Raw genomic sequence first — 26,122 nt, 5'->3', positions numbered from 1 at the left:
AATTCCGCTGATAAAACCAATCCAACTAAAAAATGAGGTGCTCTCAAATGGCTAAAGAATTTGTAAAAGATGTAACGGGCATGGATGAAGACTTTGCCCAGTGGTACACCGATGTCGTGACGAAGGCGGAGTTGATCGACTACTCGAGCGTCCGGGGCTCGATGATCATCAGACCGTACGGGTACGCAATCTGGGAAAACATCAAGGATGCCCTTGATGCGAAAATCAAGGAAACCGGGCATGAAAATGTGTATATGCCCCTTTTTATACCGGAAAGCCTCCTGCAAAAAGAGAAGGATCATATCGAAGGATTCGCACCGGAAGTCGCATGGGTGACCCATGGAGGTGATGAGGAGTTAGCGGAACGGCTATGCGTGCGTCCGACGTCCGAAGTGTTATTCGGAGAGCATTATAAAAACATCATCCACTCCTACCGGGACCTGCCGAAACTCTACAACCAGTGGGCGAATGTAGTTCGCTGGGAAAAGACGACGCGCCCGTTCCTACGAACGCTTGAGTTCCTCTGGCAGGAAGGCCATACATGTCACGAGACCGATCAGGATGCTCATGAGGAAACGGTTCAGATGCTCGAAGTATACGCAGAGCTTTGTGAAGAGATGCTGGCGATTCCTGTCATCAAAGGTCAAAAAACGGAGAAAGAGAAATTTGCCGGTGCGAAATATACGTACACGATCGAGAGTTTAATGCATGACGGAAAAGCGTTGCAATCAGGGACTTCCCATCATCTCGGGGACGGATTTGCAAAATCATTCGGCATCCAGTTCACGGACCGTGACGGCAAGCTTCAATATGTCCAGCAAACATCATGGGGACTCACCACCCGCATCATAGGGGCCATGATCATGGTGCACGGGGACGACAGGGGACTTGTTGTGCCGCCACGGATTGCTCCGACCCAGCTGATGATCGTGCCGATTGCCCAGCATAAAGAAGGCGTCCTTGATTTTGCCTATAACTTGAAGACACAGCTTTCAGGTGTTGCCCGCGTAGGGATCGATGCCAGTGACAAAAAGCCGGGCTGGAAGTTCAATGAATATGAAATGAAGGGGATCCCACTCCGCCTGGAAGTCGGTCCACGAGATATCGAGAACGGGCAGGTGATTCTGGCGAGACGTGATACCGGGGAAAAAATCACGGTCACGATGGAAGAGCTGGAAGGGAAAGTCACTGCGCTCCTCGAAGACATTCAACGCAATCTATTGGAAAAAGCGAGAGAACACCGCGAAGAAAAAACGGCGGTCGCCAAAACGTTTGATGAGTTCAAAACGACGGTGAGTGAAAAAGGCGGTTTCATCAAAGCGATGTGGTGCGGAGACCGTGCCTGTGAAGATAAAATCAAGGAAGAAACGAGTGCCACATCACGATGCATGCCGTTTGAACAGGAGCAGGTGTCCGATACGTGCGTGTGCTGTGAAAAGGATGCGAAACAGTTGGTCTACTGGGCGAAGGCGTATTGAGTTCCACCTGACAGGGGACTTTCGCACCTTTCCGGACTTTTTCTGACTAAAGTCTTCTTTTTTCTATGTTTACTTAATAAATATAGGTAAAGGAGGCGTCGATTAATATGGATGTGGGACTCATCGTCATTTTTTTCATGGTATTCGTGGTAATCAGCCTATGGATCGTGCATTCCAAGCTCAACCGGATCACCGAGCATGTACAGCAGCTTGATGAGGAATATTTATCCGATGAGGAGATCGAGAAGGAATTAGAGGAAGAATGGAATAATGAGAAATAACGATTATGGCGCTTCTCCGTAGAGAGGCGCCTTCCGTTTTTATGAAAAAGAACTACCAATCTACTTAGGTGGTTGGTACTATTAACGTAATACATATAAAGGAGGGCGCAGATGATGAAGCATAAGGACTTAACTATCGAAACACCACGGTTGGTGATCAGGCCCTTCGTGAATCAGGATTATGAAAACTGGTTGAGGGAACATCTGAACAGGCTCCCGTCACAGCATAAATATGATGTCGGCTATCAGGATATGAGTGAGTGCACGGAGTTCTGGTTCAGGGAGATGCTTGAGAAACATGACGAAATGATCGAGGGAGATCAGGTGTATATCCTCGGGATCTTCCTGAAAGAGAATGGCGCGAACGTCGGTACGATCGATTTCTCGACCCTCATGAGGTACAACTTTAATTGGGGCAGGGCAGGCTACACGATACATAATCGCTATTGGAACCGGGGATACGGGAAGGAAGCGATGAAGGCAGCCCTTCAGCTCGCATTTGTGAAATTGAATTTTCACCGCATCGAAGCTCATATCAATCTGGATAATACGCCTTCGATCCGACTTGCGGAATCCGTGGGCATGGAGTATGAGTGCACTCGAAAAGGGTTTATTTATGAGTTTGGGGAGTGGACGGATAATCTAGTGTATTATGTGAATGCGGGAGAATAGAGAAAAGGCCGGAATCAGCTGATGATTCCGGCCTTTCGATTATTATTGTAATCCTTCAATCGTCATGTCTTTTACAGGGAGGAAGGCTTCTCCTGTATCCATATACGTGACGTTGACCTTATCATTTTCCTTCAAGTAGATGGCGAGTAAGCTGTTTTCAGAAGAAACGATATAGTTTTTTCCGTTATCCAAGAGGAAGGAAACGATGGTGTAGTCACCGGATTTTTCTTTATAGACCCGGACGACCGTACCGTCTGCTTGCTTCTCCTCGGCTTTCGAGCTGCCGTCGACGCTTCCGCCGCCGCGTTGCAGGGCGGTTTTATAAGCTTTCAATGCCTGATTCGGCGTGTTTGCATAAGCTGAGATTTCCGGGTTGGCAGCCGAGACGATGAAGTAGTTCTGTAAGAAACCATTCGCATCGAGCACCGGAGTCAGCCAGCTTGCTTCACCGTAGAAGTTATAGAGCACAGGCATTTCGCCGTCCCATTTCTTCTCGATGAATTTCTTCTGGATGATTTGCAGGGCGCCCTGTGAATCCATGTACGATTCTTCCAGATTTCCTGTGTAGAATGTCGCTTTACCCGTTCTTGAATTCGTCAGGGAGTAGCCGAGCATGGAATCGACGCCTTCTTTTGGCGATGTGAAATCGGTGAAGTAGTACATGTCACCATTTTCGTCAAAAATAGGGCTCACGTTTGCTTCTGTTCCTTCATCAGATGGCAGTTTCACGTCCGATTTACCGAAGCGGCTGTTCCAGAAACCTTTCACATAGTTACCGAAATAGCTGTTCTGAAGGCTGACCGTTTCAGGGGAAACCGCGCCGTCGATGAACGCCGGTACATCTTTGATGGCATATGACTTCGTTTTACCTGTCTCGGGGTCGACCATGACGATTCCTTTTACATCGAAACCGTTACGGGCTGAGATGAAGTTTCCGTACGTCTGGATATAGAACGGTTTTCCATCATCGTCGATTTCAAGCTGGACGTCCCCGTTGAAGATTTCCTTCGGATAATTCAAGCGGATATGACGCTCCACTTTTTTATTGAAGTATGAAGAAGGTGTGTACACCATTTCTTCTTTGATGAATTTAGGGTTGGCGTTTGAATCCGTGGCACTCAGCTTGAAGTAACCTGGTGTCGAATCCCCTTTGAACCATTTGAAGAAGCCGGAGAATTCGACAGGTGCGATGTAGACGTACTCACCGTCCACCTTCTGGATCTGCAGGTTGCCGAGCTCATAATAGCTTGTATTCGGAACCTGGCCGAATGCTTTCTTCATTTTGTTACGGGCGAATTGTGGAGGGACGCTTGCAGGCGTTTCCTTTTCATCAAAAGCCTGGATCTCTGTTTTGACATCCATTTTCGCCGATTCGAACTTCTCATCCGCATTGAAGACGAAAGCGGTCAGGAAGTAAGCACCGACGAAGATGCTCGCGAGGAACAGAACCCCTTTTACCATCCGTTCTTTCCCCGTGGCAAATGCGGACCCGAATCCGGAGGCGATGATCAGGAGGATCCATATGCTCGTGAAGTTCTGATCGAGATTCGAAAGATAATAGAAGACGAATACTACAACAGTCGTGATGAGTAAGGTGGCTCCAAATAGTGCCGGGAAGGAAGGATATCCCTCTTTTTTATTTTGTTTTTTCATGACGGCCCTCGGTACGAGCAATAAGGCCATGACCAATCCGACAATCAATGAAAATAGTAAGATGTTTCCCATAGTGTTCCCCTTTCAAGGTTGTGATTCTGTTTATAGTGTATATACGGATGAGGGGGCGGGGAGGTTTCATTTGTTTTTTACCACATACCCAACCCACTCATCATCCGTTATAATAGGAAGAAGTAACCACTCAGGAGGAAAGTATGGATATATTTGATATAGCGAGGCTAGCGGGGGTGTCGCGGAAGACGGTGCAGCGGGTGTTGAATGATTCTCCCCAGGTACGGACCGAGACACGGGAGCGGATCTTGAAGATCATGGAGGAGCATCAGTATCAGCCGAATGTTTCAGCACGGAGGCTGGTGAAGAAAAAGACCCATACGATCGGGCTGTTCATCATTCAGGACCCCGGGAAGGATCGGATCTATTCCGATGATCTTTTTTACAGCGTGGTGATCGGGGCGGTGATCAATGCCTGCTCTCTTCGGGGGTATAAGGTGCTTGTGACGATGGCGGAGGTGGATGATCCATCACCCGTGTTGAAGCTTTACAGGGAAAAAAGCATCGATGCAGGCATCATCATCAGCTGGAGTAATGTCCAGTCGATCGTGGATGAAATCCTTTCCGCCAACTTTTTGGTCGGGGTTTTCGATCAGAACAACGTGACCCGCCGTAATCCTTCCATCCCCATGCCAGTCTTGGAAAATGAAGTGAGTGCCATGGAGGCGACCCGTCACCTGCTTCAGCTTGGGCATGAAGAAATCGGCATCATTACAGGTGACCAGGATAATCCTGCAGCGGTGGAGCGCCTTAATGGCTACCAAAAGGCGTTGAAAGCAGCAGGGATCAGCGTGAAGCCGGAGTACATCTATACGGGCAGGTTCGTGGAAGAGTCGGGAAAAGATGCCATCCATCATTGGATCCGGCAAGGGGAACTTCCTTCCGCTATCGTCTGCTCCAATGATCATATCGCCTTCGGGGCCCTCAAGGCATTGAAGGAAGAGGGACGGGATGTACCGGAGGACGTTTCACTCATCGGTTTTGATAATATTTTGCTGACAGAATACACATCGCCTGCACTTTCGACCATGAACGTTCCGAGAGTGGAGATGGCGGTTGCATTAGTGGAGGAGCTGATACAGAGGGTGGAAGGGGAGCCATATGAAACGATGAGTCCTTTTCAAGCGTCTTTGGTCATGAGGAATTCCTGCTCAGAGAAAAAGCTTTAGGGCTCCGTTTTCGTGTGCATGCTATTAAATGAAATAACCTATCTGTTGGGACATCAGGCTAAGCCCTAGAGCTGATAAATAACCGGAAATATTCCGCTTAAGTCGTCATTTCTATTATAAAAGCCTCAAATAGACGGAGGAATTCCGCCTATTAACTCAAAAAATACAAAAATAGGTGATTTTTCTGTGGATAAGCGGAAAACGTCCGCTTATCTATATCCCAAAACAAGGTCACTTAGAATGTAACCGGAAAAACTCCGCTTATTTTACTTTTGCCCATTCTTCTTTATCCATTAAGGACGGGCTTTTTCTAATAAATAAGAAATCATTATGGTAGAAAAATATTGTCAAACGAAGTTGGTGGTTTTATAGTTATACACAAATGTCCCACGTGAGACATAAATGAAAACAGGAGGAGTTCACATGTTAAAAAAAGCAGTCACTTCGTTTACCGCTGCATGTCTCATCATGACTCTGCCACCCGCGAACATAGGTAGTGCCGCACCACAAAAAGACAAACCTTTTCACCTCAAAGATTCAACCTTAGAAGATAGAACGATAGAAGGCGACCTCGTGATCACACCGGCTGCCGGAAAGGACATTATCCTTGAAAACGTGACGGTAGAAGGAAAGACGCTGATCAAGGGAGAAGCACCCGACACCCTTCAATTGACAGATTCCGAGTTGAAGAGTCTTTCAGTTGAAGGACCCGGTCATTTGTCGAAGATCACGGTTTCCGGGGATTCGGTCGTTGAACAGACCCTCCTGGGAGGAAATGTGTTATTGGAAGAAAACGAGATTACTTCCGAAGGGTTTCAAGACGTTGCGGTCTCGGCATCAAATGTAAAAACGAAAAATGCCGAGTTGAAAGGTGAATTCGATACGATCGAGACGACAGGGAAAAAGGGAGAAGCGCAAGTAGAGCTTGACGGTATTGCCGGTCGGTTAGAATTGAACGCGCTTTCAAATGTCTTCCTTACGCCTGATGGGATGGTGAAGGAGCTCCTCGTATCGAAAGCAGGGGAGGGATCGGCCATCGATGGAGAAGGTTCCATCGAAAAAGCCACGCTGGATGGCGTCATCGTATGGAATGGAACAGAAACAATTGAAGCCTCTTCGGTTGTCACGCCATGGACCCTTGTGTGGAATGATGAATTCAATGAGGATGAGATCGATCGCGACAAGTGGACGTTCGATATCGGAAACGGATATACCGATGCGAATGGTACTTTCATTTCAGGATGGGGGAATAATGAAAAGCAATACTACACGGACCGTCCTGAAAATGCGCGGACTGAAGACGGGAAGCTTCTGATTACGGCTAAAAAAGAAAACTATCAAGGATACGGCTATACGTCTTCCCGTTTGAAGACGAAGGGCCTGTTTTCCAAAACGTATGGAAAATTTGAAATGAAGGCCTCCCTCCCGGTTGGAAAGGGATATTGGCCGGCGTTCTGGATGCTTCCGGAAGATGACCGGTATGGCGGATGGGCTGCATCCGGTGAGATTGATATTTTAGAAGCACAGGGCAGCAATCCGGGTGAAGCGATCGGGACGCTTCATTACGGGGAATCGTGGCCAAATAATAAATACACCGGCGATCATTATGCCTTTGAAGATGGAAGGACGATTGCGGACGAGCATGTGTACTCCGTTGAATGGGAGCCGGGGGAAATCCGCTGGTATGTGGATGGGAAACTCCGCCAGACCCAGAACAATTGGTACAGCAAAGGGACCGGCAACGCTGCCAACTTCACGTACCCTGCGCCGTTTGATCAATCCTTCCATATGCTGTTGAATCTTGCGATAGGCGGAAATTTCGACGGTGAACCGACGGAAGAGACGATGTTCCCTCAATCCATGGATGTGGATTATGTGCGTGTGTATGACTTGACGGGAAGACCGTATCAAACGCCCGAACTGCCGGAATTTGAACAAGCTCCACTGCCTGACGATGCAAAGCAGCCACTGGAAGACGGAAACCTCATGTACAATACCGGATTTGATCAGGAATGGGAAGACGTTGACGGGATTCCAGGAGTGGAAAATACGGATTACTGGTACTTCTTGACCGTCCCTGATTTCGGAGGGAAAGCCAATGTCTCCCTTGATCAGATCGAGGGAAGAAATTTTGCCAAAGTGGATGTGGAAGAACCGGGAAGCCAGCCTTATTCCGTTCAGCTCATCCAGGACGTATCACTCGGAAAGGGACGTTACTACCGGGTTTCCTTCGATGCAAAATCGACGGGATCACGGAAGGTCAATGTAAAAGTCGGCGGGGGTGAAGCCAGGGGATACAGTGCCTATTCAAACAGTGAATCTTTTTCACTGAAAGATGGGGTGGAATCCTATGAAATGGTGTTCCAGATGACCGAGGAAAATGATTTGGCAGCACGTGTGGAATTTAATCTCGGATTGTCCAAGCTCCCTGTGTGGCTCGGAAATATCCGGGTGGAAGAGATCCCGCCTGTGGAAGTGGATCCGGATGCTTCCAAACCTGAACTGCCGACGGGGAACCTTATTTATAATGGGACGTTCGACCAGGGATTCCCTGACCGCCTTCTTTATTGGCATCTGCTAGGTTCCGGGAATACGTTGGGAGTGGACCCTGCTGAGCGGGTATTCTCAGCCAAGCCTTCTAGCGAAACGGAAGAAGCCGGGCTGGTGCAAAAAGGCATCCAGCTTAAAGCGTTGAATGAATATGAATTGACGTTTGACGGAGTGGCAGAAAGTGGTCGTGATATACAGATCGAGATGAGAAGCAAGGATGGGGAAGAGGTGTACGCAACGGAAACGATCCCTCTCACCGCTGATTGGGAGGGTCATGCCCTGACGTTCACGATGCCGGATGTGACGGATTTGGAGTCACAGCTGGTGATTGATCTGGGTGGCAGTACCGATGAAGTGAAGATCGATAACCTCTCATTAAAGAAGAAAGCGGGACCTCCTGGTGCAAACGTCATCCAAAATGGTTCGTTTGATTCCGATTTAGAATACTGGGCAAATTACATCCATTTTGATGCTGTTGCCGGTATTTCTTCTGAAAACGGACAGGCTAAGATTTCAATCGGAAATGAAGGAATGGAACCTTGGAGTGTACAACTTTTCCAAGAAGGGCTGAAGCTTAAGCCGGGAGTGGAATATACCCTTTCCTTCGATGCGAGTTCGACAGTGGACCGGACGATGGAAGTGACGATTGAAAATGCTGCGTATACGCGCTATTTATCAGAAGTCGCTCAGCTGGGTGGAGAGATGACGCATTATGAGTATACATTTACGCCACCTGTTGGCGAGGACACGAGCCTTAAATTCCTGATTGGGAAGACTAGTGGATCGCCGATTGGTGCTCATGATGTAGTGATTGATAATGTGGAATTGAAGTAGGAGTGTGGGGCACGGCGTCTTGTTTTGGGGGCGCTGTGTTTTTTTGTGGATAAACTTGACTGAGCGCTCGGTCTGGAAGGGGGCGGGTTTTGTCGGGAATGAAGAACGGTCAATATCCACTCCCGTCACCAAAAAAAGAAGCAGCCGACATCGGCTGCTTCTTTCCATTATGACAGTGCCTTTTCCGGTTTGACCGGATGCAATCGTCCGTCTTCATCCCGGAATACAATGTGCTCACGCCCGAATTTTGTCGGTGTATCGATCCCTGCAGCTGCAGCCATATTGTACAGGCCTTCACGGAGGGAGATGATGTAGTTGCAGACGCGAAATGCTTTTTCTTCGACGATCAGTGCCCGCTGCAGTTTCTTGTCGGTGGTGGCAACGCCGACGGGACAGTTGTTCGTGTGGCATACTTGAGCCTGGATGCAGCCCACGGAGAACATCAGTCCCCGGGCGATGTTGACAAAGTCGGCACCGAGGGCGAGTGCGAAGGCAATTTTGTCGGGTGTTAACAATTTTCCGGAAGCAAAGATCTTCACTTTGTCCCGTACGCCGTATTTCACCAGGGTGTCGTGAAGGAAGGGAAGGGCGGATTTGATCGGGACTCCGGCAGAAGCCGCAAGTTCCTGATACGATGCACCTGTTCCTCCTTCTCCGCCGTCCACGGTGATGAAGTCGGGATGTTTTCCGGAAGTGGCCATGTAGGAAGCGAGGCTTTCAATATCATTCGTGTTCCCGACGACCAGTTTGATCCCGACGGGTTTGCCGCCGACTTCCCGGAGTTGTTCGATGAAATCCAGCATCTGTTCGTTGTTGTTGAATTCCTTGAAGCGGTTCGGGCTGTCGATGGATTTCCATGGCTCGACGTTACGGATGTTGGCAATCTCCTGTGTCACTTTTTTTCCGTCAACGTGACCGCCGCGCGTCTTTGCGCCCTGGGCGAGTTTCAATTCGAAGGCCTTTACTTCTTTGAGATCACTCTTTTTCTTGAATTCTTCCCATGAAAATTCGCCGTCCTTCGTTCTGACGCCGAATAAGCCCGGTCCGATCTGACAGATGATGTCGACTCCGCCTTTCAGGTGATGCTTGGATAATCCGCCTTCCCCAGTGTTCATCCACGACCCGGAAGCAAGGTTCAACCCGGTTGAAAGAGCCGTGATGGCCTGCTCACCGAGGGAGCCGTAGCTCATGGCGGACTGACCGACGAGTCCTTTCACTGTAAAGGGATGCCTGCACGTATGTTCACCGATGACAGGGGCATCTTCGTCTTTCAGGAGAAAGGGATCGGTTTCAGTTTCTTCACGGTGTTCCCTGCGGCTGAGCAGATTATCTTTATCGATTTTATAGATTTTGGTGTTTACTTTTTGTGAGTTGTCGATGCGGAGTTCGTCCCGTTGGACAGGGAAAAGGGTGTTTCGTATGTAGTAGCCTTCCTTTTCGAAGTCCCGCTCGGAACCAAAGCCGAGCATCCGGGATTTGTATTTACCCGCCATGACGGTATTCGTGTATTCAAGTCTCGAGAAGGGCTTTCCTTCGTTGTCATTATGAAAGAGGTATTGTCTCAGTTCAGGGCCGATCTTCTCGAGGATGTACCTCATTTTTCCGAGAACCGGAAAGTTCCTCAATACCGCATGCTCCTTTTGTTTTTCATCGGTCATCCATAAATAAAAAATAAGGACAGCTGGGATAAGCAGTGCGAGTACGATGATGATAAGGAGAATCCACTGAATGATGGATATGCTGTTCATTTTCATTCCTCCAATAGGGAAAAGGAGCCCTTTTATAGGCTCACTTCTTTGTTAAAATAGTCGTTTCATGGCTTTGCGTAACGGTGGCATTTCGGCTTCATGCTTCTTGAAGAATTTCTTCATGACATGCTTTGAATAACCGGCGGCCTGTTCGAAGTTGATCTTACCGGGTAGCGGTGGCTGATCTTCGATGACACAATCGATGATGACCGGCTTATTGGATTTTGCAGCCATATCAAAGGCAGGCTGAAGATCCTCATGTTTCATGACACGATAACCTTCCCCTCCACATGCTTTGGCGAACTGGGCGAAATCGATGTCCTGAAGATCCGTTTCATATTCCAGGTGGCCGATGGATTCCTGTTCATACTTGATCATGCCGATTTTACTGTTGTTCATGATGACGACGATGATCGGCAGCTTGTATTTGACCGCCGTAACGAAATCATGCATCACCATGGTGAACCCACCGTCTCCGCATACGGCAATCGACTGGCGCTCAGGCTCTGCCAGGCCGCTTGCGATCGCCCCTGGTAGTCCGCATCCCATGGTCGCCATCCAGCTGGAAATAATCATTTTCTGATTGGTCATCTTGAAGTGTCTGGCGGTCCAGACGGTTACATTGCCGACATCGACGGACAGGATCGCATCGTCGTCTGCAATCTTCTGGAGGGCCGCAATGACTTGAGGAGCCTTCATGGGCATCGTCGCTTCTACTTCGTCTTTTTCAACATGCTTCCACCAGTTCTTCATATTGTTCTGGCATTCTTCCAAAAAGGATCGGTCCTCTTTGACGGGAAGCTGTTGATTCCATCGTTTTAATACAAGGTTCGAATCTCCGACGATCCCGACGCTAACGGGATATCTCTTTCCGATTTGTGCCGGATCCGCATCGATCTGAACGGCTGGCGTATCATCGGGAAGAAAATCACGATAAGGGAACGACGTACCGATCATGATGAGAAGATCTGCTTCCTCCATGGCTTCATAAGCAGGTTTTGTCCCGATTTGACCGAGCTGTCCGAGATTATGGGGATGCTTGTCAGGGAATATTCCTTTAGCCGGAAGCGTAAAGATGACCGGAGCCGCGATCTTTTCAGCGAAAGCCTCAAGTTCACGTGCTGCATGCCTGGATCCCGTTCCTGCAAGGATGACCGGACGCTGTGCCTTATGTACATATTCCATTCCGGTCTTCATATCTTGTTCAAGGGGAGCGGCGATGGTTGCAGCCGGGATACTGGACGTATCTTTTATGGAGTCCTTGATTTTTTGCCCGGGGATGTCGTCGGGGATGATCAGCACGGACACTCCTTTTTTTGCATAAGCGGTCCTGATGGCCTGATTCATGAGATCGGGAAGTGATTCAGGTGATGAGACCAGTTCACAGTATACGGAAACGTCCGCAAACACCCGGTCCAGATGAACTTCCTGGAAGGAATCCATTCCAAGCTCTTCTGTCGCGACCTGTCCGGCCAAAACCAATACGGGTGCTCCGTCCGCCTTTGCGTCATACAATCCATTTAACAGGTGGATGGCACCGGGTCCGCCAATGGATAAACATACCCCGATATTTCCCGTAAGTTTTGCATACGACGAGGCGGCGAGTGCCCCGACTTCCTCATGTCTGACTTGGATGAACTCGATTTCCTCTTTTTCACTTCGCAGTACGTCGACAAAGTGATTGATGGAATCACCGGGAAGACCGAATACATGCTTGATCTTCCATTGTTCCATGATGTCGGCAGCTGCCTGCCCTGCGAGTTTATGTCCCATAGTTGAACCTCCTTTTAGTGTATAGTGATTTTTTTACCACTGATGGGGATTTATTAAACGTGGGGGGAATAGGGAGGTTGAGAGGTTTGTTAATAGATGTAGAACGGTCGATATCTTCCCGTAAGACCTTTTCGAACGCAAAAAAAAGCAACCGATCCACGATCAGTTGCTTTCTACTAACTCAACTTCCACTCCGAAATGATCCGATACGACAGGTTTATTACCATCATTGAAGATGACCCGGGAGGAAGCGACATCTATTTTTTTACTGGAGAGGATAAGATCGAGCCGTAAATCGACTGTATTCTCATCCCAACCGGCAATGTTTCCGCGGACGGTGATGCCGTTGTCCCGTTCAAGGGCTTCCCCGAATGTATCTGTGAGTCCTTTGGAAAGGAGATAATCGTATCCTTCATCACGAACCAGGGCATCGTTATTGAAATCGCCCATCAGGAAGAAGGGGGATTCCGGGGTGACCTGTTCCATTAAGGAGTCTGCCTGGTACTTGAATGGTTCTTCTTCGTCCGTCCACCAGCCGAGGTGGCAGGAGTAGAAGGTGAGGGGCTTACCATGATAAGAAATGGTGGCCCCGACGATCTTACGGGTTTTCCAATAGGATGGATCATGGCTTTTCGAGATGAAGAAGCGATGTTCCTCAACTATGGGGTACTTCGTCAAAATGGCGACGCCTTCTTCGTAGACATCATAGCCGATATGAGCGAAGTCCCAGACGAGTGTGTAATTTGTCACGCCTCGCTTCTCAAGTTCCCCAAGTAGGACAAGGGCGAAATTGTCTTTTTTGACCAGGCCATGGACGATTTCGCTTTCGATCAGCTGACTGACTTCCTGAAGGGCGATGACATCATAGGATTTCTCCGCGATGTCATCGGCTAGAATCGAGATCTTGTCGAGCTGGTTGTCTTCCTGCCAGGAGTGACAATTAAGCGTCAGTAATTTCATGGCTTACGCTCCCAGCAGGTCTTGAATGTCCGACTTGATGACGTCTGCTTTCGGACCGTAAATGGCCTGGACGCCTTTATCTTTTAGGATGAGGCCGAGTGCCCCGTTTTTCTTCCATTCCTGTTCCGTGCCGACAAGGCTTGTGTCTTTTACCGTTACACGAAGACGGGTCATGCAGGCATCGACGTCCACGATGTTTTCTTTACCGCCAAGCATGGCAACGACTTTTGGCGCGATGGAATCGGCACTTACCGTACCTCCGCCCGTCGAAGCTTCATCTTCAATGTAGTTTCCATTACGGCCCGGTGTCGGGAAGTTGAACTTTTTGATCAGTAAGTTGGCAACGGCAAAGTTCAGACCAAAGAATACGAGGCAGGCAATGACAAAGTTTACAAGATCTACCCACAGACCTGCTTTAATGATCATCGGTACACGGGTGAGAAGCTCGATGGATCCAAAAGAGTGAACGCGGATGTGGACGATATCCACAATCGCAAAAGCAAGTCCCGTCATGATCGCATACACAACATATAAAAGCGGGGCAGCGAACATGAACATGAATTCAATGGGCTCGGTAACTCCCGTTAAGAATACAGCCAATCCTGCTGAGAAGAACATAGATTTGTATTTCTTCTTTTTATCTTTATCCACATTGCGGTACATGGCATACGCGATACCGATCAGGGCAGCTGTGGATAAAATCATTTGACCGACTTTGAAACGTGCCGGTGTCACATCGTTTAACAATTGTTTATAGCTTGCCGTGTCTCCTGCAGCCAGGAAATTGTTTAAGTCGGCGATCCAGGCAAGCCATAATGGATCTTGTCCCGCAACCGTCGATCCTGCGCTTGAACCTGTCAGGATTGTATATGTTCCGCCAAGTTCCGTGTAGTTGATCGGAACGGTCAGCATATGATGCAGACCGAATGGCAGTAACAGTCGCTCTAACGCACCGAATACGAAAGGCGCGATGATGGGTGCCGTGTTACGTGATGTGGCGATCCATTGACCAAAGTCATTCAGTAACCCTTGAATGAACGGCCATACAATTGACATGATGACGGCGATGATGACAGAGCCGACGATGACCACAAATGGTACGAAACGTTTTCCATTAAAGAAGGAAAGGGCATCAGGCAATTTGCTGTAGTTGTAATACTTGTTGAAAAGATTCGCTCCAAGGAAACCGGAAATGATTCCGACGAATACCCCCATGTTAAGGGCAGGTGCACCAAGGACCGAAGTGAAATAATCCGAAACGACCAGCGTTTGGCCGAATAGGGAAGAGACCGTTGCTTCAGGGTCTGAAAGCATATCCCCGCTCACTCCGAAGATCGCTCCTGTGATCCGGTTGATCAAAATGAAGGCGATCAGGGCAGCGAAGGCTCCGCCTGCACGTTCTTTCGCCCATGAGCCCCCGATGGCTACGGCGAAGAGGATGTGAAGATTCGTAATGACGCCCCAACCAATATCCTCCATTACTCTTGCAATCGTTTGCACTAATGTGATGTCTCCACCCATCATGGCAATCAACTTACCGAGGGAAATCATGATCCCTGCAGCTGGCATGACGGCCACGACCACAAGCAATGCTTTCCCGAACTTCTGCCAAAAATCAAATGACAATACATTCTTCATAAACCCGTTTCCTCCTTTGATATCAATCTATTTGACTATATTTCTTACATTGGATGACATGTGTGCGTTTACATTTCAGTTTAAAGTGAAACGCGTGTCGCTGTGTCTTCATAGTATGGTGCTATGTAAGTGAAAATAGATGCATAATAGATGCAACCGTTTGCACTAGCTAAACACATTTTATGATATCCCTTTCAAGAAAGCAATAACAAAATAGTATTTTAGTAAAATATTAGTGGTGTGAGGGACGGACCTTGGTAGTAGGAGGGCTGCGGTGGGGACGGGGAAGTGAGAGGTAGTTGTTTAGTAGTGGGTGAGAGGTTGTGGATAGTATTTGAAGGTTTCGAAAGTTATTCACATGTGGATAAAAGAGGTTATTCCTATACAAAAAGAGCACCCGGCCGGATGCTCTTCATCATTATTTCAGTAACCGTAATCCATTTAAAATAACCAATATCGTACTTCCTTCATGTCCGATGACTCCATAAGGGAGGTCGAGGATCTGCAGGAAGTTGGAGGCAATCAACAGCATGATGACCGCAATGGAGAAAACGACGTTTTGCTGGACGATGCGCTTCATCTTTTTCGATAGTTTGATGGCTTCAGCGATACGTGTCAGATCGTTTTTCATCAAGACGACATCGGCTGTCTCCAAGGCGACGTCGGTTCCTTCTCCCATGGCGATTCCGACGTTGGCCGTTGCGAGGGCCGGTGCGTCATTGATGCCGTCTCCGACCATACCGACCGTTCCGAATTGATCCTTCAACGTTTTCAATTCTTCAACTTTCGTTTCCGGCAGGCATTCGGCAATGAAGGAAGCGACGCCCGCTTCTTCTGCGATGGCACGGGCCGTTTTTTCATTGTCGCCAGTCAGCATGATCGTCTGGACGCCTTCTTTTTCCAGAAGCTTCAGTGCTTCGATGGTTTCATTCCGGACGACGTCCTTCAGGGCGATCAGTGCGACGATTTCATTTTCTTTTGCCACAAAAACGGTCGTCTTTCCTTCAGAGGCGATTCTTCCGTATGCTCCATTCATAAACGTTTCTGCCAAACGTTTATTCACAAAGTCGGCTTTCCCGATTTTCCATTCGGACCCGTCCACAAGGGCTTTGACTCCCCATCCGGATACATCCTCCAGGGAATCTGGCTGGAATAGTTGTACGTCGAACTCGCGGGTTGCGTGACCGACGATGGCCTGTGCGAGTGGATGGTTCGACTGATTCTCTATGGAAGCAACTGCGCTTATTACGTCACGTTCATTCATCGTATCTGCAATCAGGATATCCGTCACTACGGGTTTTCCTTTCGTCAACGTTCCTGTTTTATCAAAGGCAATCGCTTTGATATTACTCAAATTCTCCAAGTGGGCGCCGCCTTTGAAAAGGATCCCGTGGCGGGCACCGTTTGAGATGGCCGAAAGACTGGCCGGCATGATGGCTGCGACCAGGGCACACGGGGATGCGACCACCAGGAGGACCATGGCACGGTAGAATGTTTCCGTCCAGCTCCATCCGAGGATGAAGTGAGGGAGAAACATCATCAGGAACACGACGGCGAGGACGATTTTTACATAGGTCCCTTCGAAGCGTTCGATGAACTGCTGTGAAGGGGATTTTTCGCTTTGGGCCGATTGAACCAGGTCGATGATTTTTTGGAAAAGGGTTTCGCTGCTCGGTTTGGTCATTTCCACCGTGATGGCACCGTTGATGTTGACCGTTCCCGCGAACACTTCATCTCTTTGACCTTTTGTGACAGGGACGGCTTCACCGGAAATCGCTGCTTCATCGATGGATGTTGTTCCTTTTACGACCACACCGTCCGTCGGTACCCGTTCACCCGGTTTGATCAGGATGTGATCACCGATTTCGAGGCTTGAAACATGGACTTTCTTTTCGCCTGAACCTGTGACAAGCCATGCTTCTTCCGGTTGAAGCTGCATGAGGGCGGAGATTTCCTTCTGACTTTTGTTCATCGTATAGGTTTCAAGGGCTCCGCTGACGGCGAAGATGAAGATCAGGATCGCCCCTTCCGTCCAGTACCCGATGATGGCAGATCCGACAGCGGCAAAAATCATCAGCATCTCAACATTCAGTTCTTTGTTTTCGATGGTTTCTTCAATTCCTTCTTTCGCTTTCGCAAAACCGCCGATGGCAAAGGCAAGGAGGTAGAAGATGATGCTCATGCTTGAGTCATTATGAGATGTCAGCCATCCGAGTAATATGAACACACCGCTGATAAGGGCCGCGATTAGTTCGGCATGAGGCTTTATTTTTTCAAGGAAGTGCATGGTATCTTTCGGTGACCCCATGGATAGTGCTTTGGATTGTGAGCTCATAGGTATTCCTCCTTTTAGTAAATGAAAATGGGGGTTTCTCATTGAGAATAATAATCAACGTCATTACCCCTATAAAACGACGAAAGCTGCCACCAATGAAAGGTGACAGCAAAACGGCACGTGCTCTTAGCTGAAACTATATGAAGTTTGTAATTTGTAATGATTATAATCTAATCCTACCACATGTATATGAGGATGGGAAGGATTTTGTGCTAGTTATTCTGGGTTATTTCTCCACGCCTATTTTGCATGGAAAAGACAAGGAGACTCACAAAAATCATCAGCATCATGCAGGCAATCAAATAGAAGAAGCTTGATCCTTTGAACCAGTCGATGGTGATCCCGCCGATGAAAGGACCGATCATGCTGCCGAAGCTGAAGAAGATCCCGCACATGATGTTTCCGGCAGGAAGTAATTCCTTTGGCAGGAGGTCCGTCATGTAGCTGATGCCGAGGGAAAACGTGGAACCGACGGCCATGCCGGCAAGTGTGAAGCAAATGAACAGTCCGACCGTGGACTCAGAAACGATCCCGGCAGCTGAGAAACAGAGGAAGCCGATCATCATGACGATGAGGAGGACATTCTGTCTACCGTATTTGTCGCTCAGGATACCAAGGGGCACCTGTGAGATGATGCTTCCCACTGCAAACGCAGGGAGTAGGATGGCGACGGCTTCAATGGAAAGGCCGTTTCTCAGGGCGAAAACAGGGAAGTTCCCATTTAATGAAGCTTCCAGGAAGCCATACCCGAGAGGCGGCAGCAAGGCGACCCAGGCATATTGAAGGACCTTTCCGAAACGGTGGAATGATCCGAGGAAAGAGGCGCTGCCGATGTTCTGCTGTTCGGGAAATTCATTTTGCAAGCGAAACACGAACATCCATACTGTCAGGCTCAATAAGGAAGAAATGATGAACGGTAAGGCTTGATGGATCGTGATGAGCTGCGTCATCACCGGGCCGACGGCGAATCCGATCCCAAAGGATACCCCGTAAATGGAGATGTTCCGTCCCCTGCGTTCTTTCGGTGAAAACGACGTGATCCACGTCTGGGTCGCGAAGTGGAGCATGTGGTCGCCGATCCCGATGAGAAGGCGAAGGGCGAACCAGAACCAGAAGGACTTCCAGACCGGGAATAGTAAGAGCGAGACGGCGACGATGATCCCACCGATGATGATCATCGGTTTATAGCCGACTTTCTGCAGTGGTCTTTCCATTAATGGAGAGGCGAGCAGGATTCCGATATAGAGGGCCGTTGCGTTCAACCCGTTCAGGGAAGAGGACAGTCCATCCTGTTCGAAAATGATGGCGATGAGGGGAAGGAGCATTCCCTGTGAGAAACCGGAAATGGCGACGATCCCGACCAACACCTTGAAACGGAAAGCTAATGTTTGATTCATTTTGTCAAAACTCCCAATCGTAGTAAATATCTTCTTTGATGGTACCCTCAATTTCAATGTTTGGCAATACGGTGGGAATAGAGTAAAATCAAAACAACTACTAGCATATTAGGGAAGGAATGATGAAGAAATGGAATATAACATGCAAGAAGGCGGATTTTACAGTGATTTAGGGTTTGGGAAGCTGGAGGTATCGGGTAACGAAGAGTATGGTTTCCGACCATTTCAATTATTAGTGTCATCCGTTGCCGTATGCAGCGGTGGCGTACTACGCAAAGTACTGGAAAAAATGCGTATACAATTTGATGACATCCACATCAAAGCCGACGTCACCCGCAACGAAGACGAAGCCAACCGCGTCGAAGCCATTTCCCTCCACTTTACGATCCGAGGGACGGACCTTGATGAAGCCAAAATCGAGAAAGCCATGAAGCTCACACGCAAGAACTGTTCCATGGTGCAATCGGTCCAGGACAGCATCAAGATTGAAGAAACGTTCGAGTTGGTGGGATAAAGAATGGTGAGGGACGGACCTCAGAACGTTTTTGTTTTGGTTGAGGTCCCTAAAAGTGAAGTGCGTAAAGAGAAGAGGGACGGACCTCGAAATGGAAAGAACGCGTGCATGCGTCTGACCATCTTAAGGTCCGTCCCTCAAGAAATCCCTACAGCTCCTGGGGCTCGCTGCCGGGTTTTGAGTAGTAGAGGATGGTTTTGGGAGTGAGTTTGAGGAGCAGGTATTCGGGATCATCGGGGCTTGCGATCCAGTGTTTGAGCTCCTCTTTCCAGAATTTCGCTTTCAGGTCCGGTGAGTCTTCGACGGACGCCTCAGCTTCGATTTCTACATAATGTTCATGATCGGAATCGCGGTCATAGCCGAGGAGGATGTGCACATGAGGATTCTGTGCAATGTCTTCCGCCTTATGGGCATGTTCGTTGGTTGCCGTATACAGAGTAAGATCGTCGTGATCGAACATCATAAACCGTGAGTACGGTTTGTTGTCACGGATGGTGGCAAGAGTGCCGATTTTATGATGGGAAAACAGCTCTGTTATTTTATCTTTTAAGGTTTGTGCCATGGATATCCCTCCTAATTGGGTTCTATCTATAATGTGTCTAAACAGGCCTGTTTTAATCAAATTTATTATAAAGGATGGATCGTAACGTGAATAAAGTATTTACGCTGCTTGTATTTGCAGGGGTCCCGATTTCGGTGATCGGTTCCCTGCTTCATTGGCCGAGTGTCATTATGTTCGTCATTTATTGCGTCACGATCATTGCCCTAGCTGCGTTTATGGGTAGGGCGACGGAAAGCCTGGCGGTTGTGTCGGGCCCCCGTATCGGCGGACTCCTGAATGCCACATTCGGGAACGCCGTGGAACTGATCATATCCATTTTTGCGCTGAAGGCCGGTTTGATCGGGGTCGTATTGGCTTCCCTGACCGGGTCCGTCCTCGGGAATCTTCTCCTGGTGGCAGGATTGTCCTTCTTTGTTGGAGGTGTGAAGTTCAAACGTCAAAAGTTCAATGTGTTCGATGCGCGCCATAACTCAGGGCTCCTCATGTTCGCCATCATCGTGGCCTTTGTGATTCCTGAAGTGTTCTCCATGGATATGAATGAAGGGAGGACAATGAGCCTCTCCATCGGTATATCGATCATTTTGATCCTCCTCTATCTATTCGCCCTGTTCTTCAAACTCGTGACACACCGCGGTGTATATCAGAGTGAAAACAGCGAAGCGGCTCACGGTCATGATGAGGAACCGGAATGGAGCAAGGGGAAAGCGTTACTCATCCTCTTTCTCTCGACTCTTGCCGTCGCCTATGTATCGGAACGACTTGTCCATACGTTTGAAGAAGTGGGGGAAGCGTTCGGCTGGAGCGAGCTCTTCATCGGGGTCATCATCGTCGCCATCGTAGGAAATGCGGCGGAACACGCTTCAGCGGTGATCATGGCGTATAAAAACAAGATGGATGTTGCCGTTGAAATCGCCGTCGGTTCCACCCTGCAGGTCGCCATGTTCGTAGCACCTGTGCTCGTGCTGGTTTCATTATTTTTTGAAAAAAGCATGTCACTTGTGTTTACATTGCCGGAACTTGTGGCCATGGTGGCCGCGGTCCTCCTTACAGTGATCATCTCAAATGATGGGGAAACGAATTGGTTTGAAGGATTAACCCTTCTTGCCGCTTACTTCATCATGGGAATCGGATTTTATTTATTATAGGTGTCAAGATAAGACCCGGCAGGATGTCTGCCGGGTCTTTTCGGTGGAAAATCAATTCCGTGAGAACCGCCTACTCATTCTTGAATAAGATAACAGGAGAGTTTTTGTGCAAAGGAATGAGTAGCGTGAGAAAAAAGAAAAAACCGATGAACGGTAAAGTCATTGATTGTAAAATCGATTTACCTCCGAGGGGATGTCCAGGGATTTTTCCTTTTGAAGGATGCACGAATCCAACGATCCAATTGGATGATATCGGCATCATCAGCTGCGAAGGCATCATCAGTGGAAGGGTCCTGTGCGATTATCAGCCCCTTCAGGGTGTGACGGTTACGCTTAAATCCTCGTTTACGGGTCTCGTCTTTGAGGATCCCACACCTGTCACGGACAGTACGGGCCGGTTTTCCACGAGGGTGACCGTGCCACTCGGGACTCCGATTACACCGAATGTCACGATCACAGCAACGGCGGTCGTGATCGGAAAGACCATCAGTGATACGATTTTTGTCAGGGTGGATTGCATCCTTTGTAAAAACCCAGTGCTTACACTCGAGCCGGTTCCTTGTCCGGTTGGATGCAAGGGTACACAGATCAGAGGCAGACTTGTTTGCGACGGTCAGGCAATAGGGAGTGCAGCCATATCATTTATCATCGAATCCGCCTCGATCCGCGTTGTCATCACCCCGAATCCCGCGATTACACAGAGTGACGGGAGATACACGGCGACACTGGTCCCTTTTCCCGATGTGGATGAAACGATCCGCATCACGGCTGTGACGAAAATCGGGGGATTAAAGGTCGTTTCGAAAACGAGGGAAGTGGCTGTGCGATGTGTGAAGTGTAAAAATCCCGTCATCAAGCTGAACAATTTGAAGAAAATGGACTGCCGCTCAACCATTTCAGGGAAAGTCACATGTGATGGTGTCCCACAGGCGAATGTACCGGTCACATTATCAGGATCATCCATTCTGATGTTCCAGACACCGAATCCCGTCACGGATGAAAACGGAAGATTTTCATCCATTGTCACCGTGAAGAAAGGGACACCGTTTCATACCGCTTCCTATACAGCGACAGCCGTGATCGATGGGAAGTCCATCAGCGCCACGGATACCGTCATAGCAGGATGCAAAAAGTGCCGCAAGCCTAAGTTGACCCTTGAAGTACCGTGTGAGACCGTCACGTGCGAAGGGACGAAATTGACGGGAAGGCTGACATGCGACGGAGCGCCTGTTAAGCATGCCAGGATTTCGTTTACGGTCAAGGCCTCGGAGCCCGATGCAGTGGAGATCAATCCGAATCCGGCGTTTACGGATGAAGAAGGCAGATATGTCACGGAGCTCTGCCCACGACTCGGAGTCCATGAAACGATCATCATCAAAGCGTCTGCCACCGTGGAAGGGGAGCAGATCGTCGCGTCCCGGGAGGTCACCATCGATTGTCGATGCAAGCATCCAAAGATTCATATCAAAGAAAATAAAAAGCTGAATTGTAAGGGGATCATTTCAGGCTGTCTATCCTGTGAAGGATTTCCCCTGGCGAATAAAGAGGTCTCGCTTTCAAGTCCAGTGCTAACCTTTAAGCCACAGGTTGTCACTACTGATGAGAACGGGGAATTTTCAACCCTTGCCTTTGTTCCCCCGAATACCCCATTCCGGGAGGTCCCATTCACGGCGACGGCTGTGGTAGGTGGAAAAGCGGTATCGGAAATGGTGTTCGTCTATGCAGGGTGCCTCATATGCGAGAAGCCTAAGCTGACCTTATGTGTACCTGAGTGTGTGGAATGTGAAGGAGCAGCGGTTACCGGGAAATTCACCTGCAATGGAAGGCCGGTCGCCAATGTGGAGATTAAGCTGAACGTCACCCCGAGAGTTGCAACCATTACGCCTGATAAGATCAAAACGAATGCAAAAGGGGAATATGAAGCGGTGCTTACCCCGGATTCACATGTATCCAAAGAAGTGATGATTCAGGCAACTGCTTTGATCGAGGGGAAGGAAATAATCGTTGAGAAGAAAACGATCAAGATTCATTGCACATGTCCCCATCCTGAGGACGATGTGGATGAAATGGAACCAATCGACTGCTGTGATGAAGGTAGAGGGGATGGAGAGTGTGACAGCAGTGCCCGGGAAGACGGTGAAGGTGAATTGCACCCGCACCTTCCTGAAAAAAGAGCGGATGACTCAAGCTGTTCAAATGACTTCACAGTGACTTCAAAAGCAGAAGCTGACAGTATTCCTGCAGAACCGGAAAGCATTTCAGTTGAATCCAAGGAACACGTGAAGCCGAGTGTGTCCCTGAAAGTTCCGGTGATTGTAAGCTGCAAGGGAGGCTGTCTCACAGGGAAAGTTCAGTGTGAAAAGATGAAACAAATCGAGGTATACTTCGAAGTATTGGAAGAACATTTGAAACATACCATCAAACCGAATCCTGCGATCCCCAATGAAGAAGGGAATTACTCAGCAGACATCATCCCAATACACGGTATGACCGAGTGCATCACGATCCGGGCCTTCATCTTTTGGAAGGGGAAGAGGATCGTTTCCCATCCGGGTTGCACGATTCTGGCATGTTCTTCTAAAAATAAGGATGACGATTAAAAAAGCCATGGAATCTTAGGAGATTCCATGGCTTTTTTTAGGGAATGCAGGAATGATCGGAAACGCCGATTTGCTTTGTAGGAGAAGCTCGGACGTTCCCGCTTCAATAAAGATAGTATAAAATAAAATGCGAATTTTGTAAATATTCTTTCTAATGAAGTTTTTTGGATAAGCTTCACCTTCTAGGAAAAACTAACGGCAAACCCTTATATGCTTGAAAGGAGTCAAATACATGAAACTAATGCGCACTGCTCTTATGGTCATACTCGCATTTTTCGTTGCAACTACAGGGATTCACGCTGCAAATAATTCCAAAAAAGAAAGTAAACCAAAAACGGAGAAAACTCCACAGTCAGTCGAGGATACTTCTATAAAGGTCCCGAACTCAGTATTGAATATCGCCAAGGAAAATACGTATCCGAACTCCACACAGGATCAGCCGTATCTTCAACCGAGCGAATGGAGTCAGGAGCTGATCGAAACCTCCAATGTGAGAATCGAAAATCCGAACCTGATCCGCATGCTGAACGAGTCAACGGTCAATAAAGCACCGACGATCGGACTTCGTGCCACCATATATCTTGGGGAATGGCCGCTGAACTATGCATCAACCGAGACCTCCCCGAACTGGGAGTACCAAAAGGTCAACACGAATTACTTTGATAACCGCGGAGGAAAATCCAACTATCAAATTCATTACGTTCAGGAAGCTCAGAAGGTCGTAAAGGGTGGACTCACGGCAAAGGTTCCCCATGCAGATGATGTGGAGAAAATGATGCTCATCAAAGCCATGGATAAATCCAAGCTGCCACTCGCCTTCCAGACCATCGTGGGGGCAGGCACCAAAAAAGATCAAGTGTACAACATCTCCCCTAAACGACTTGGCTATCTATATGCATATGCACCAGCTATCAATGAAAAGGGAAAAGTGACATATGGGGAAGTGTACCTCGTCATGAAAGGAACCAAGCGCTCCATCATCGTCAAAAACGTTACCTCACAAGGAGTGGGGGCCTGGATTCCGGTTCAGGATCATGTCCACTTCGGATTCATGGCAAGCGAATCTCCAAGATAAAGGTTTAAGAAAGAGTGAAATCGGGTAAATCCTAATTTCACTCTTTTATTATTTCTGGTCATATGTTATAATAATTAGAATATTCTGAATTAAAGGAGGGATCACATGGAGTATCTATTACTATTCGGCGGACTGCTGGTGGCATTCATCACACTTCGCGTATGGTTCGGCGCCAGAAGAGCGAGAATCTACGCAGAAATCAAGAAACAAAAATACAACGTCATGGACCCGGCACTCGAAAAAATCACCACCACAAACAGTGACCGCAAACCCATAGGATAAAAAACACTCCGGATGTACATCCGTGGTGTTTTTTTTTTGCAGATTGGAGGGACGGACCTTGGTTTTGGATGGGGAAATGGCGTGGTATAAGGATTTTGGTGTGGAATGGAGGGACGGACCTTCGGCAGTTCTTCACTATTTGGAATGTCTAAGTGTGAATAAAGAACTCTACGCTCCTATTACTGAACTCATCAAAAAAAGCCCAAATCCATCACAGATTTGAGCTTTCACCTTCAGTTTATCGGGAAATCTTCGCTTCACGCTTCGAAAAGTCTACATCTTTATAGTACATCGACTTCACGAGTACATTCGGTCCGAGGCAGCGGGCCATGGGACAGTGACAGTTCAGTTCTTTTGCGAGAGGCTGACCTTTCCACTTTTCGAAAATATCAGGCAGTGTATCTTTGGTGATATTCCCGAGTGGCGGAGTGTCACCAAAGTCGGTGACGATGACGTCTCCCGTAAAGATGTTAACGTTTAGACGGGAACGGCCGTCGGGGTCATTCCTCACGCTCACTTTTTTCGCCGAGTACAGCTCCTTCAGGAAATCCAAATCTTCCTGTGAAGAGCTGCATGGATAAAATGGCAGAGTGCCGAATAGCATCCACACATTCTCATCACGGAACCTAAGGATATCCCGGATCGCTTCACGTGTTTCTTCCAAAGATAGAGTCTCAAGGCTTGATGCAAAGTCGGAAGGATACATCGGATGAATTTCGTGACGTCCGCATTTCATTTCATCGACAACCTGGCGATGGATCTTTTCGAGGTACGGCAGGGTGTTTTTATTTAGCATGGTTTCTGCGGAGACAAGGACCCCGCGTTCTGAAAGGGCACGGCTGTTTTCGATCATGCGGTCAAACAACTTCCGGCGCTGCTCCCTCGTTGGCTTCCGTTCCATATTGGCAAATCCTACATCGATGAATTCATCGATCGTTCCCCAGTTATGGGAGATGTGCAGGACATCGAGGTACGGGGCGATCATCAAATAGCGGTCGAGATCCAGGGTCAGATTCGAGTTGATTTGGGTATGTACGCCCCTGGAATGTGCATACTTGAGTAAGGGAAGTACATAATGTTCTACGGATTTTTTGGACATCATCGGCTCCCCACCGGTAATACTAAGGGAACGGAGCGTTTTGATATCGTCGAGTTTCTGCAGGATCAGTTCAATGGGCAGGGCACTTGGGTCCTTCGGTGACAATGTATATCCGACGGCGCAGTGCTCGCATCTCATATTGCAGAGGGTCGTGGTCGTGAATTCGATATTGGAAAGCGTAATATCACCATGCTCATCCACATCTAAATAAGCCTCCCAAGGATCATGGTCAATGGACATTTTCTTGGAGAGAGTGTCAATTTTCATTTTGTAAAAGCTCCTTTA

19 protein-coding genes are annotated in these 26,122 nt (G+C 48.3%); 10 read left to right on the top strand and 9 right to left on the bottom strand.

Annotation, left to right across the window (positions count from 1 at the left end):
* The first annotated feature begins 47 nt into the window (after positions 1-47).
* From proS to BVI01S_RS03000, 3 genes are all read left to right on the top strand, one after another.
* Positions 48-1,478 (top strand): proline--tRNA ligase, encoded by a 1,431-nt coding sequence (gene proS, locus BVI01S_RS03005; RefSeq protein WP_061809180.1) that lies wholly within the window; start codon positions 48-50, stop codon positions 1,476-1,478.
* Between the two features lie 107 nt (positions 1,479-1,585).
* A complete protein-coding gene (locus BVI01S_RS22445; protein WP_156030071.1) occupies positions 1,586-1,759 on the top strand; it encodes a hypothetical protein in 174 nt (57 codons plus the stop codon).
* A gap of 114 nt (positions 1,760-1,873) precedes the next feature.
* Complete coding sequence (locus BVI01S_RS03000; protein WP_061809200.1) at positions 1,874-2,431, top strand: GNAT family N-acetyltransferase; 558 nt, start codon at positions 1,874-1,876, stop codon at positions 2,429-2,431.
* Between the two features lie 42 nt (positions 2,432-2,473).
* Here BVI01S_RS03000 and BVI01S_RS02995 read toward each other — a convergent pair whose 3' ends face one another.
* Complete coding sequence (locus tag BVI01S_RS02995; protein ID WP_061809179.1) at positions 2,474-4,156, bottom strand: MFS transporter; 1,683 nt, start codon at positions 4,154-4,156, stop codon at positions 2,474-2,476.
* A gap of 143 nt (positions 4,157-4,299) precedes the next feature.
* Here BVI01S_RS02995 and BVI01S_RS02990 point away from each other — a divergent pair, with 143 nt between their 5' ends.
* Both BVI01S_RS02990 and BVI01S_RS02985 read left to right on the top strand, forming a co-directional pair.
* Positions 4,300-5,325, top strand: coding sequence for a LacI family DNA-binding transcriptional regulator (locus tag BVI01S_RS02990; protein WP_061809178.1), 1,026 nt, complete (start codon positions 4,300-4,302; stop codon positions 5,323-5,325).
* Between the two features lie 423 nt (positions 5,326-5,748).
* Positions 5,749-8,709 (top strand): carbohydrate binding domain-containing protein, encoded by a 2,961-nt coding sequence (locus tag BVI01S_RS02985; protein WP_061809177.1) that lies wholly within the window; start codon positions 5,749-5,751, stop codon positions 8,707-8,709.
* A 167-nt stretch (positions 8,710-8,876) separates the two neighbouring features.
* Here the strand turns inward: BVI01S_RS02985 and BVI01S_RS02980 are convergent, their stop codons facing one another.
* The 6 genes from BVI01S_RS02980 to BVI01S_RS02955 form a co-directional block, all read right to left on the bottom strand.
* Positions 8,877-10,457, bottom strand: a complete 1,581-nt coding sequence (locus BVI01S_RS02980) for an FMN-binding glutamate synthase family protein (RefSeq protein WP_034761283.1) — start codon at positions 10,455-10,457, stop codon at positions 8,877-8,879.
* A 51-nt stretch (positions 10,458-10,508) separates the two neighbouring features.
* Positions 10,509-12,230, bottom strand: coding sequence for a pyruvate oxidase (locus tag BVI01S_RS02975; RefSeq protein WP_061809176.1), 1,722 nt, complete (start codon positions 12,228-12,230; stop codon positions 10,509-10,511).
* Between the two features lie 162 nt (positions 12,231-12,392).
* Entirely contained in the window at positions 12,393-13,190 is a 798-nt protein-coding gene (locus tag BVI01S_RS02970; protein ID WP_061809175.1) for an endonuclease/exonuclease/phosphatase family protein, read from the bottom strand.
* Positions 13,191-13,193: 3 nt separating this feature from the next.
* Positions 13,194-14,828, bottom strand: coding sequence for a PTS transporter subunit IIBC (locus BVI01S_RS02965; protein WP_034761289.1), 1,635 nt, complete (start codon positions 14,826-14,828; stop codon positions 13,194-13,196).
* A gap of 418 nt (positions 14,829-15,246) precedes the next feature.
* Positions 15,247-17,163 (bottom strand): heavy metal translocating P-type ATPase, encoded by a 1,917-nt coding sequence (locus BVI01S_RS02960; RefSeq protein ID WP_034761290.1) that lies wholly within the window; start codon positions 17,161-17,163, stop codon positions 15,247-15,249.
* Between the two features lie 212 nt (positions 17,164-17,375).
* Positions 17,376-18,560, bottom strand: a complete 1,185-nt coding sequence (locus tag BVI01S_RS02955; RefSeq protein ID WP_034761292.1) for an MFS transporter — start codon at positions 18,558-18,560, stop codon at positions 17,376-17,378.
* A gap of 130 nt (positions 18,561-18,690) precedes the next feature.
* Between BVI01S_RS02955 and BVI01S_RS02950 the strand changes: the two genes are divergently transcribed.
* On the top strand, positions 18,691-19,074 hold the full coding sequence (locus BVI01S_RS02950) for an OsmC family protein (RefSeq protein ID WP_034761296.1): 384 nt from the start codon (positions 18,691-18,693) through the stop codon (positions 19,072-19,074).
* Positions 19,075-19,222: 148 nt separating this feature from the next.
* Here BVI01S_RS02950 and BVI01S_RS02945 read toward each other — a convergent pair whose 3' ends face one another.
* On the bottom strand, positions 19,223-19,636 hold the full coding sequence (locus BVI01S_RS02945; protein WP_034761300.1) for a pyridoxamine 5'-phosphate oxidase family protein: 414 nt from the start codon (positions 19,634-19,636) through the stop codon (positions 19,223-19,225).
* 86 nt (positions 19,637-19,722) lie between these two features.
* On the opposite strand from BVI01S_RS02945, the gene cax reads away from it, so the two are divergent.
* The 4 genes from cax to BVI01S_RS22440 all read left to right on the top strand — a co-directional run bounded on the left by cax (position 19,723) and on the right by BVI01S_RS22440 (position 24,738).
* A complete protein-coding gene (gene cax, locus BVI01S_RS02940) occupies positions 19,723-20,781 on the top strand; it encodes a calcium/proton exchanger (RefSeq protein WP_079530810.1) in 1,059 nt (352 codons plus the stop codon).
* Between the two features lie 125 nt (positions 20,782-20,906).
* Positions 20,907-23,381, top strand: a complete 2,475-nt coding sequence (locus tag BVI01S_RS02935; RefSeq protein WP_156477292.1) for a transthyretin-like family protein — start codon at positions 20,907-20,909, stop codon at positions 23,379-23,381.
* A gap of 232 nt (positions 23,382-23,613) precedes the next feature.
* Complete coding sequence (locus BVI01S_RS02930) at positions 23,614-24,456, top strand: YfkD famly protein (protein WP_061809172.1); 843 nt, start codon at positions 23,614-23,616, stop codon at positions 24,454-24,456.
* Positions 24,457-24,561: 105 nt separating this feature from the next.
* On the top strand, positions 24,562-24,738 hold the full coding sequence (locus tag BVI01S_RS22440) for a hypothetical protein (RefSeq protein WP_156477291.1): 177 nt from the start codon (positions 24,562-24,564) through the stop codon (positions 24,736-24,738).
* Positions 24,739-24,976: 238 nt separating this feature from the next.
* Here BVI01S_RS22440 and yfkAB read toward each other — a convergent pair whose 3' ends face one another.
* Positions 24,977-26,104: a radical SAM/CxCxxxxC motif protein YfkAB gene (yfkAB, locus tag BVI01S_RS02925; protein ID WP_061809171.1), complete on the bottom strand. Its 1,128-nt coding sequence runs from the start codon at positions 26,102-26,104 to the stop codon at positions 24,977-24,979.
* Positions 26,105-26,122: the final 18 nt, after the last annotated feature.

The organism is Rossellomorea vietnamensis NBRC 101237 (genome assembly GCF_001591825.1).
Classification (GTDB): Bacteria; Bacillota; Bacilli; order Bacillales; family Bacillaceae_B; genus Rossellomorea; species Rossellomorea vietnamensis.
Note: the sequence above shows the minus strand (reverse complement) of the source record. Positions and strands in the feature narration are given on the sequence as shown.

Coding starts and splice junctions, on each gene's coding strand:
- proS (WP_061809180.1), top strand. CDS start 48: ATGGCTAAAGAATTTGTAAAAGATGTAACGGGCATGGATGAAGACTTT.
- BVI01S_RS22445 (WP_156030071.1), top strand. CDS start 1,586: ATGGATGTGGGACTCATCGTCATTTTTTTCATGGTATTCGTGGTAATC.
- BVI01S_RS03000 (WP_061809200.1), top strand. CDS start 1,874: ATGAAGCATAAGGACTTAACTATCGAAACACCACGGTTGGTGATCAGG.
- BVI01S_RS02995 (WP_061809179.1), bottom strand. CDS start 4,156: ATGGGAAACATCTTACTATTTTCATTGATTGTCGGATTGGTCATGGCC.
- BVI01S_RS02990 (WP_061809178.1), top strand. CDS start 4,300: ATGGATATATTTGATATAGCGAGGCTAGCGGGGGTGTCGCGGAAGACG.
- BVI01S_RS02985 (WP_061809177.1), top strand. CDS start 5,749: ATGTTAAAAAAAGCAGTCACTTCGTTTACCGCTGCATGTCTCATCATG.
- BVI01S_RS02980 (WP_034761283.1), bottom strand. CDS start 10,457: ATGAACAGCATATCCATCATTCAGTGGATTCTCCTTATCATCATCGTA.
- BVI01S_RS02975 (WP_061809176.1), bottom strand. CDS start 12,230: ATGGGACATAAACTCGCAGGGCAGGCAGCTGCCGACATCATGGAACAA.
- BVI01S_RS02970 (WP_061809175.1), bottom strand. CDS start 13,190: ATGAAATTACTGACGCTTAATTGTCACTCCTGGCAGGAAGACAACCAG.
- BVI01S_RS02965 (WP_034761289.1), bottom strand. CDS start 14,828: ATGAAGAATGTATTGTCATTTGATTTTTGGCAGAAGTTCGGGAAAGCA.
- BVI01S_RS02960 (WP_034761290.1), bottom strand. CDS start 17,163: ATGAGCTCACAATCCAAAGCACTATCCATGGGGTCACCGAAAGATACC.
- BVI01S_RS02955 (WP_034761292.1), bottom strand. CDS start 18,560: ATGAATCAAACATTAGCTTTCCGTTTCAAGGTGTTGGTCGGGATCGTC.
- BVI01S_RS02950 (WP_034761296.1), top strand. CDS start 18,691: ATGGAATATAACATGCAAGAAGGCGGATTTTACAGTGATTTAGGGTTT.
- BVI01S_RS02945 (WP_034761300.1), bottom strand. CDS start 19,636: ATGGCACAAACCTTAAAAGATAAAATAACAGAGCTGTTTTCCCATCAT.
- BVI01S_RS02930 (WP_061809172.1), top strand. CDS start 23,614: ATGAAACTAATGCGCACTGCTCTTATGGTCATACTCGCATTTTTCGTT.
- BVI01S_RS22440 (WP_156477291.1), top strand. CDS start 24,562: ATGGAGTATCTATTACTATTCGGCGGACTGCTGGTGGCATTCATCACA.
- yfkAB (WP_061809171.1), bottom strand. CDS start 26,104: ATGAAAATTGACACTCTCTCCAAGAAAATGTCCATTGACCATGATCCT.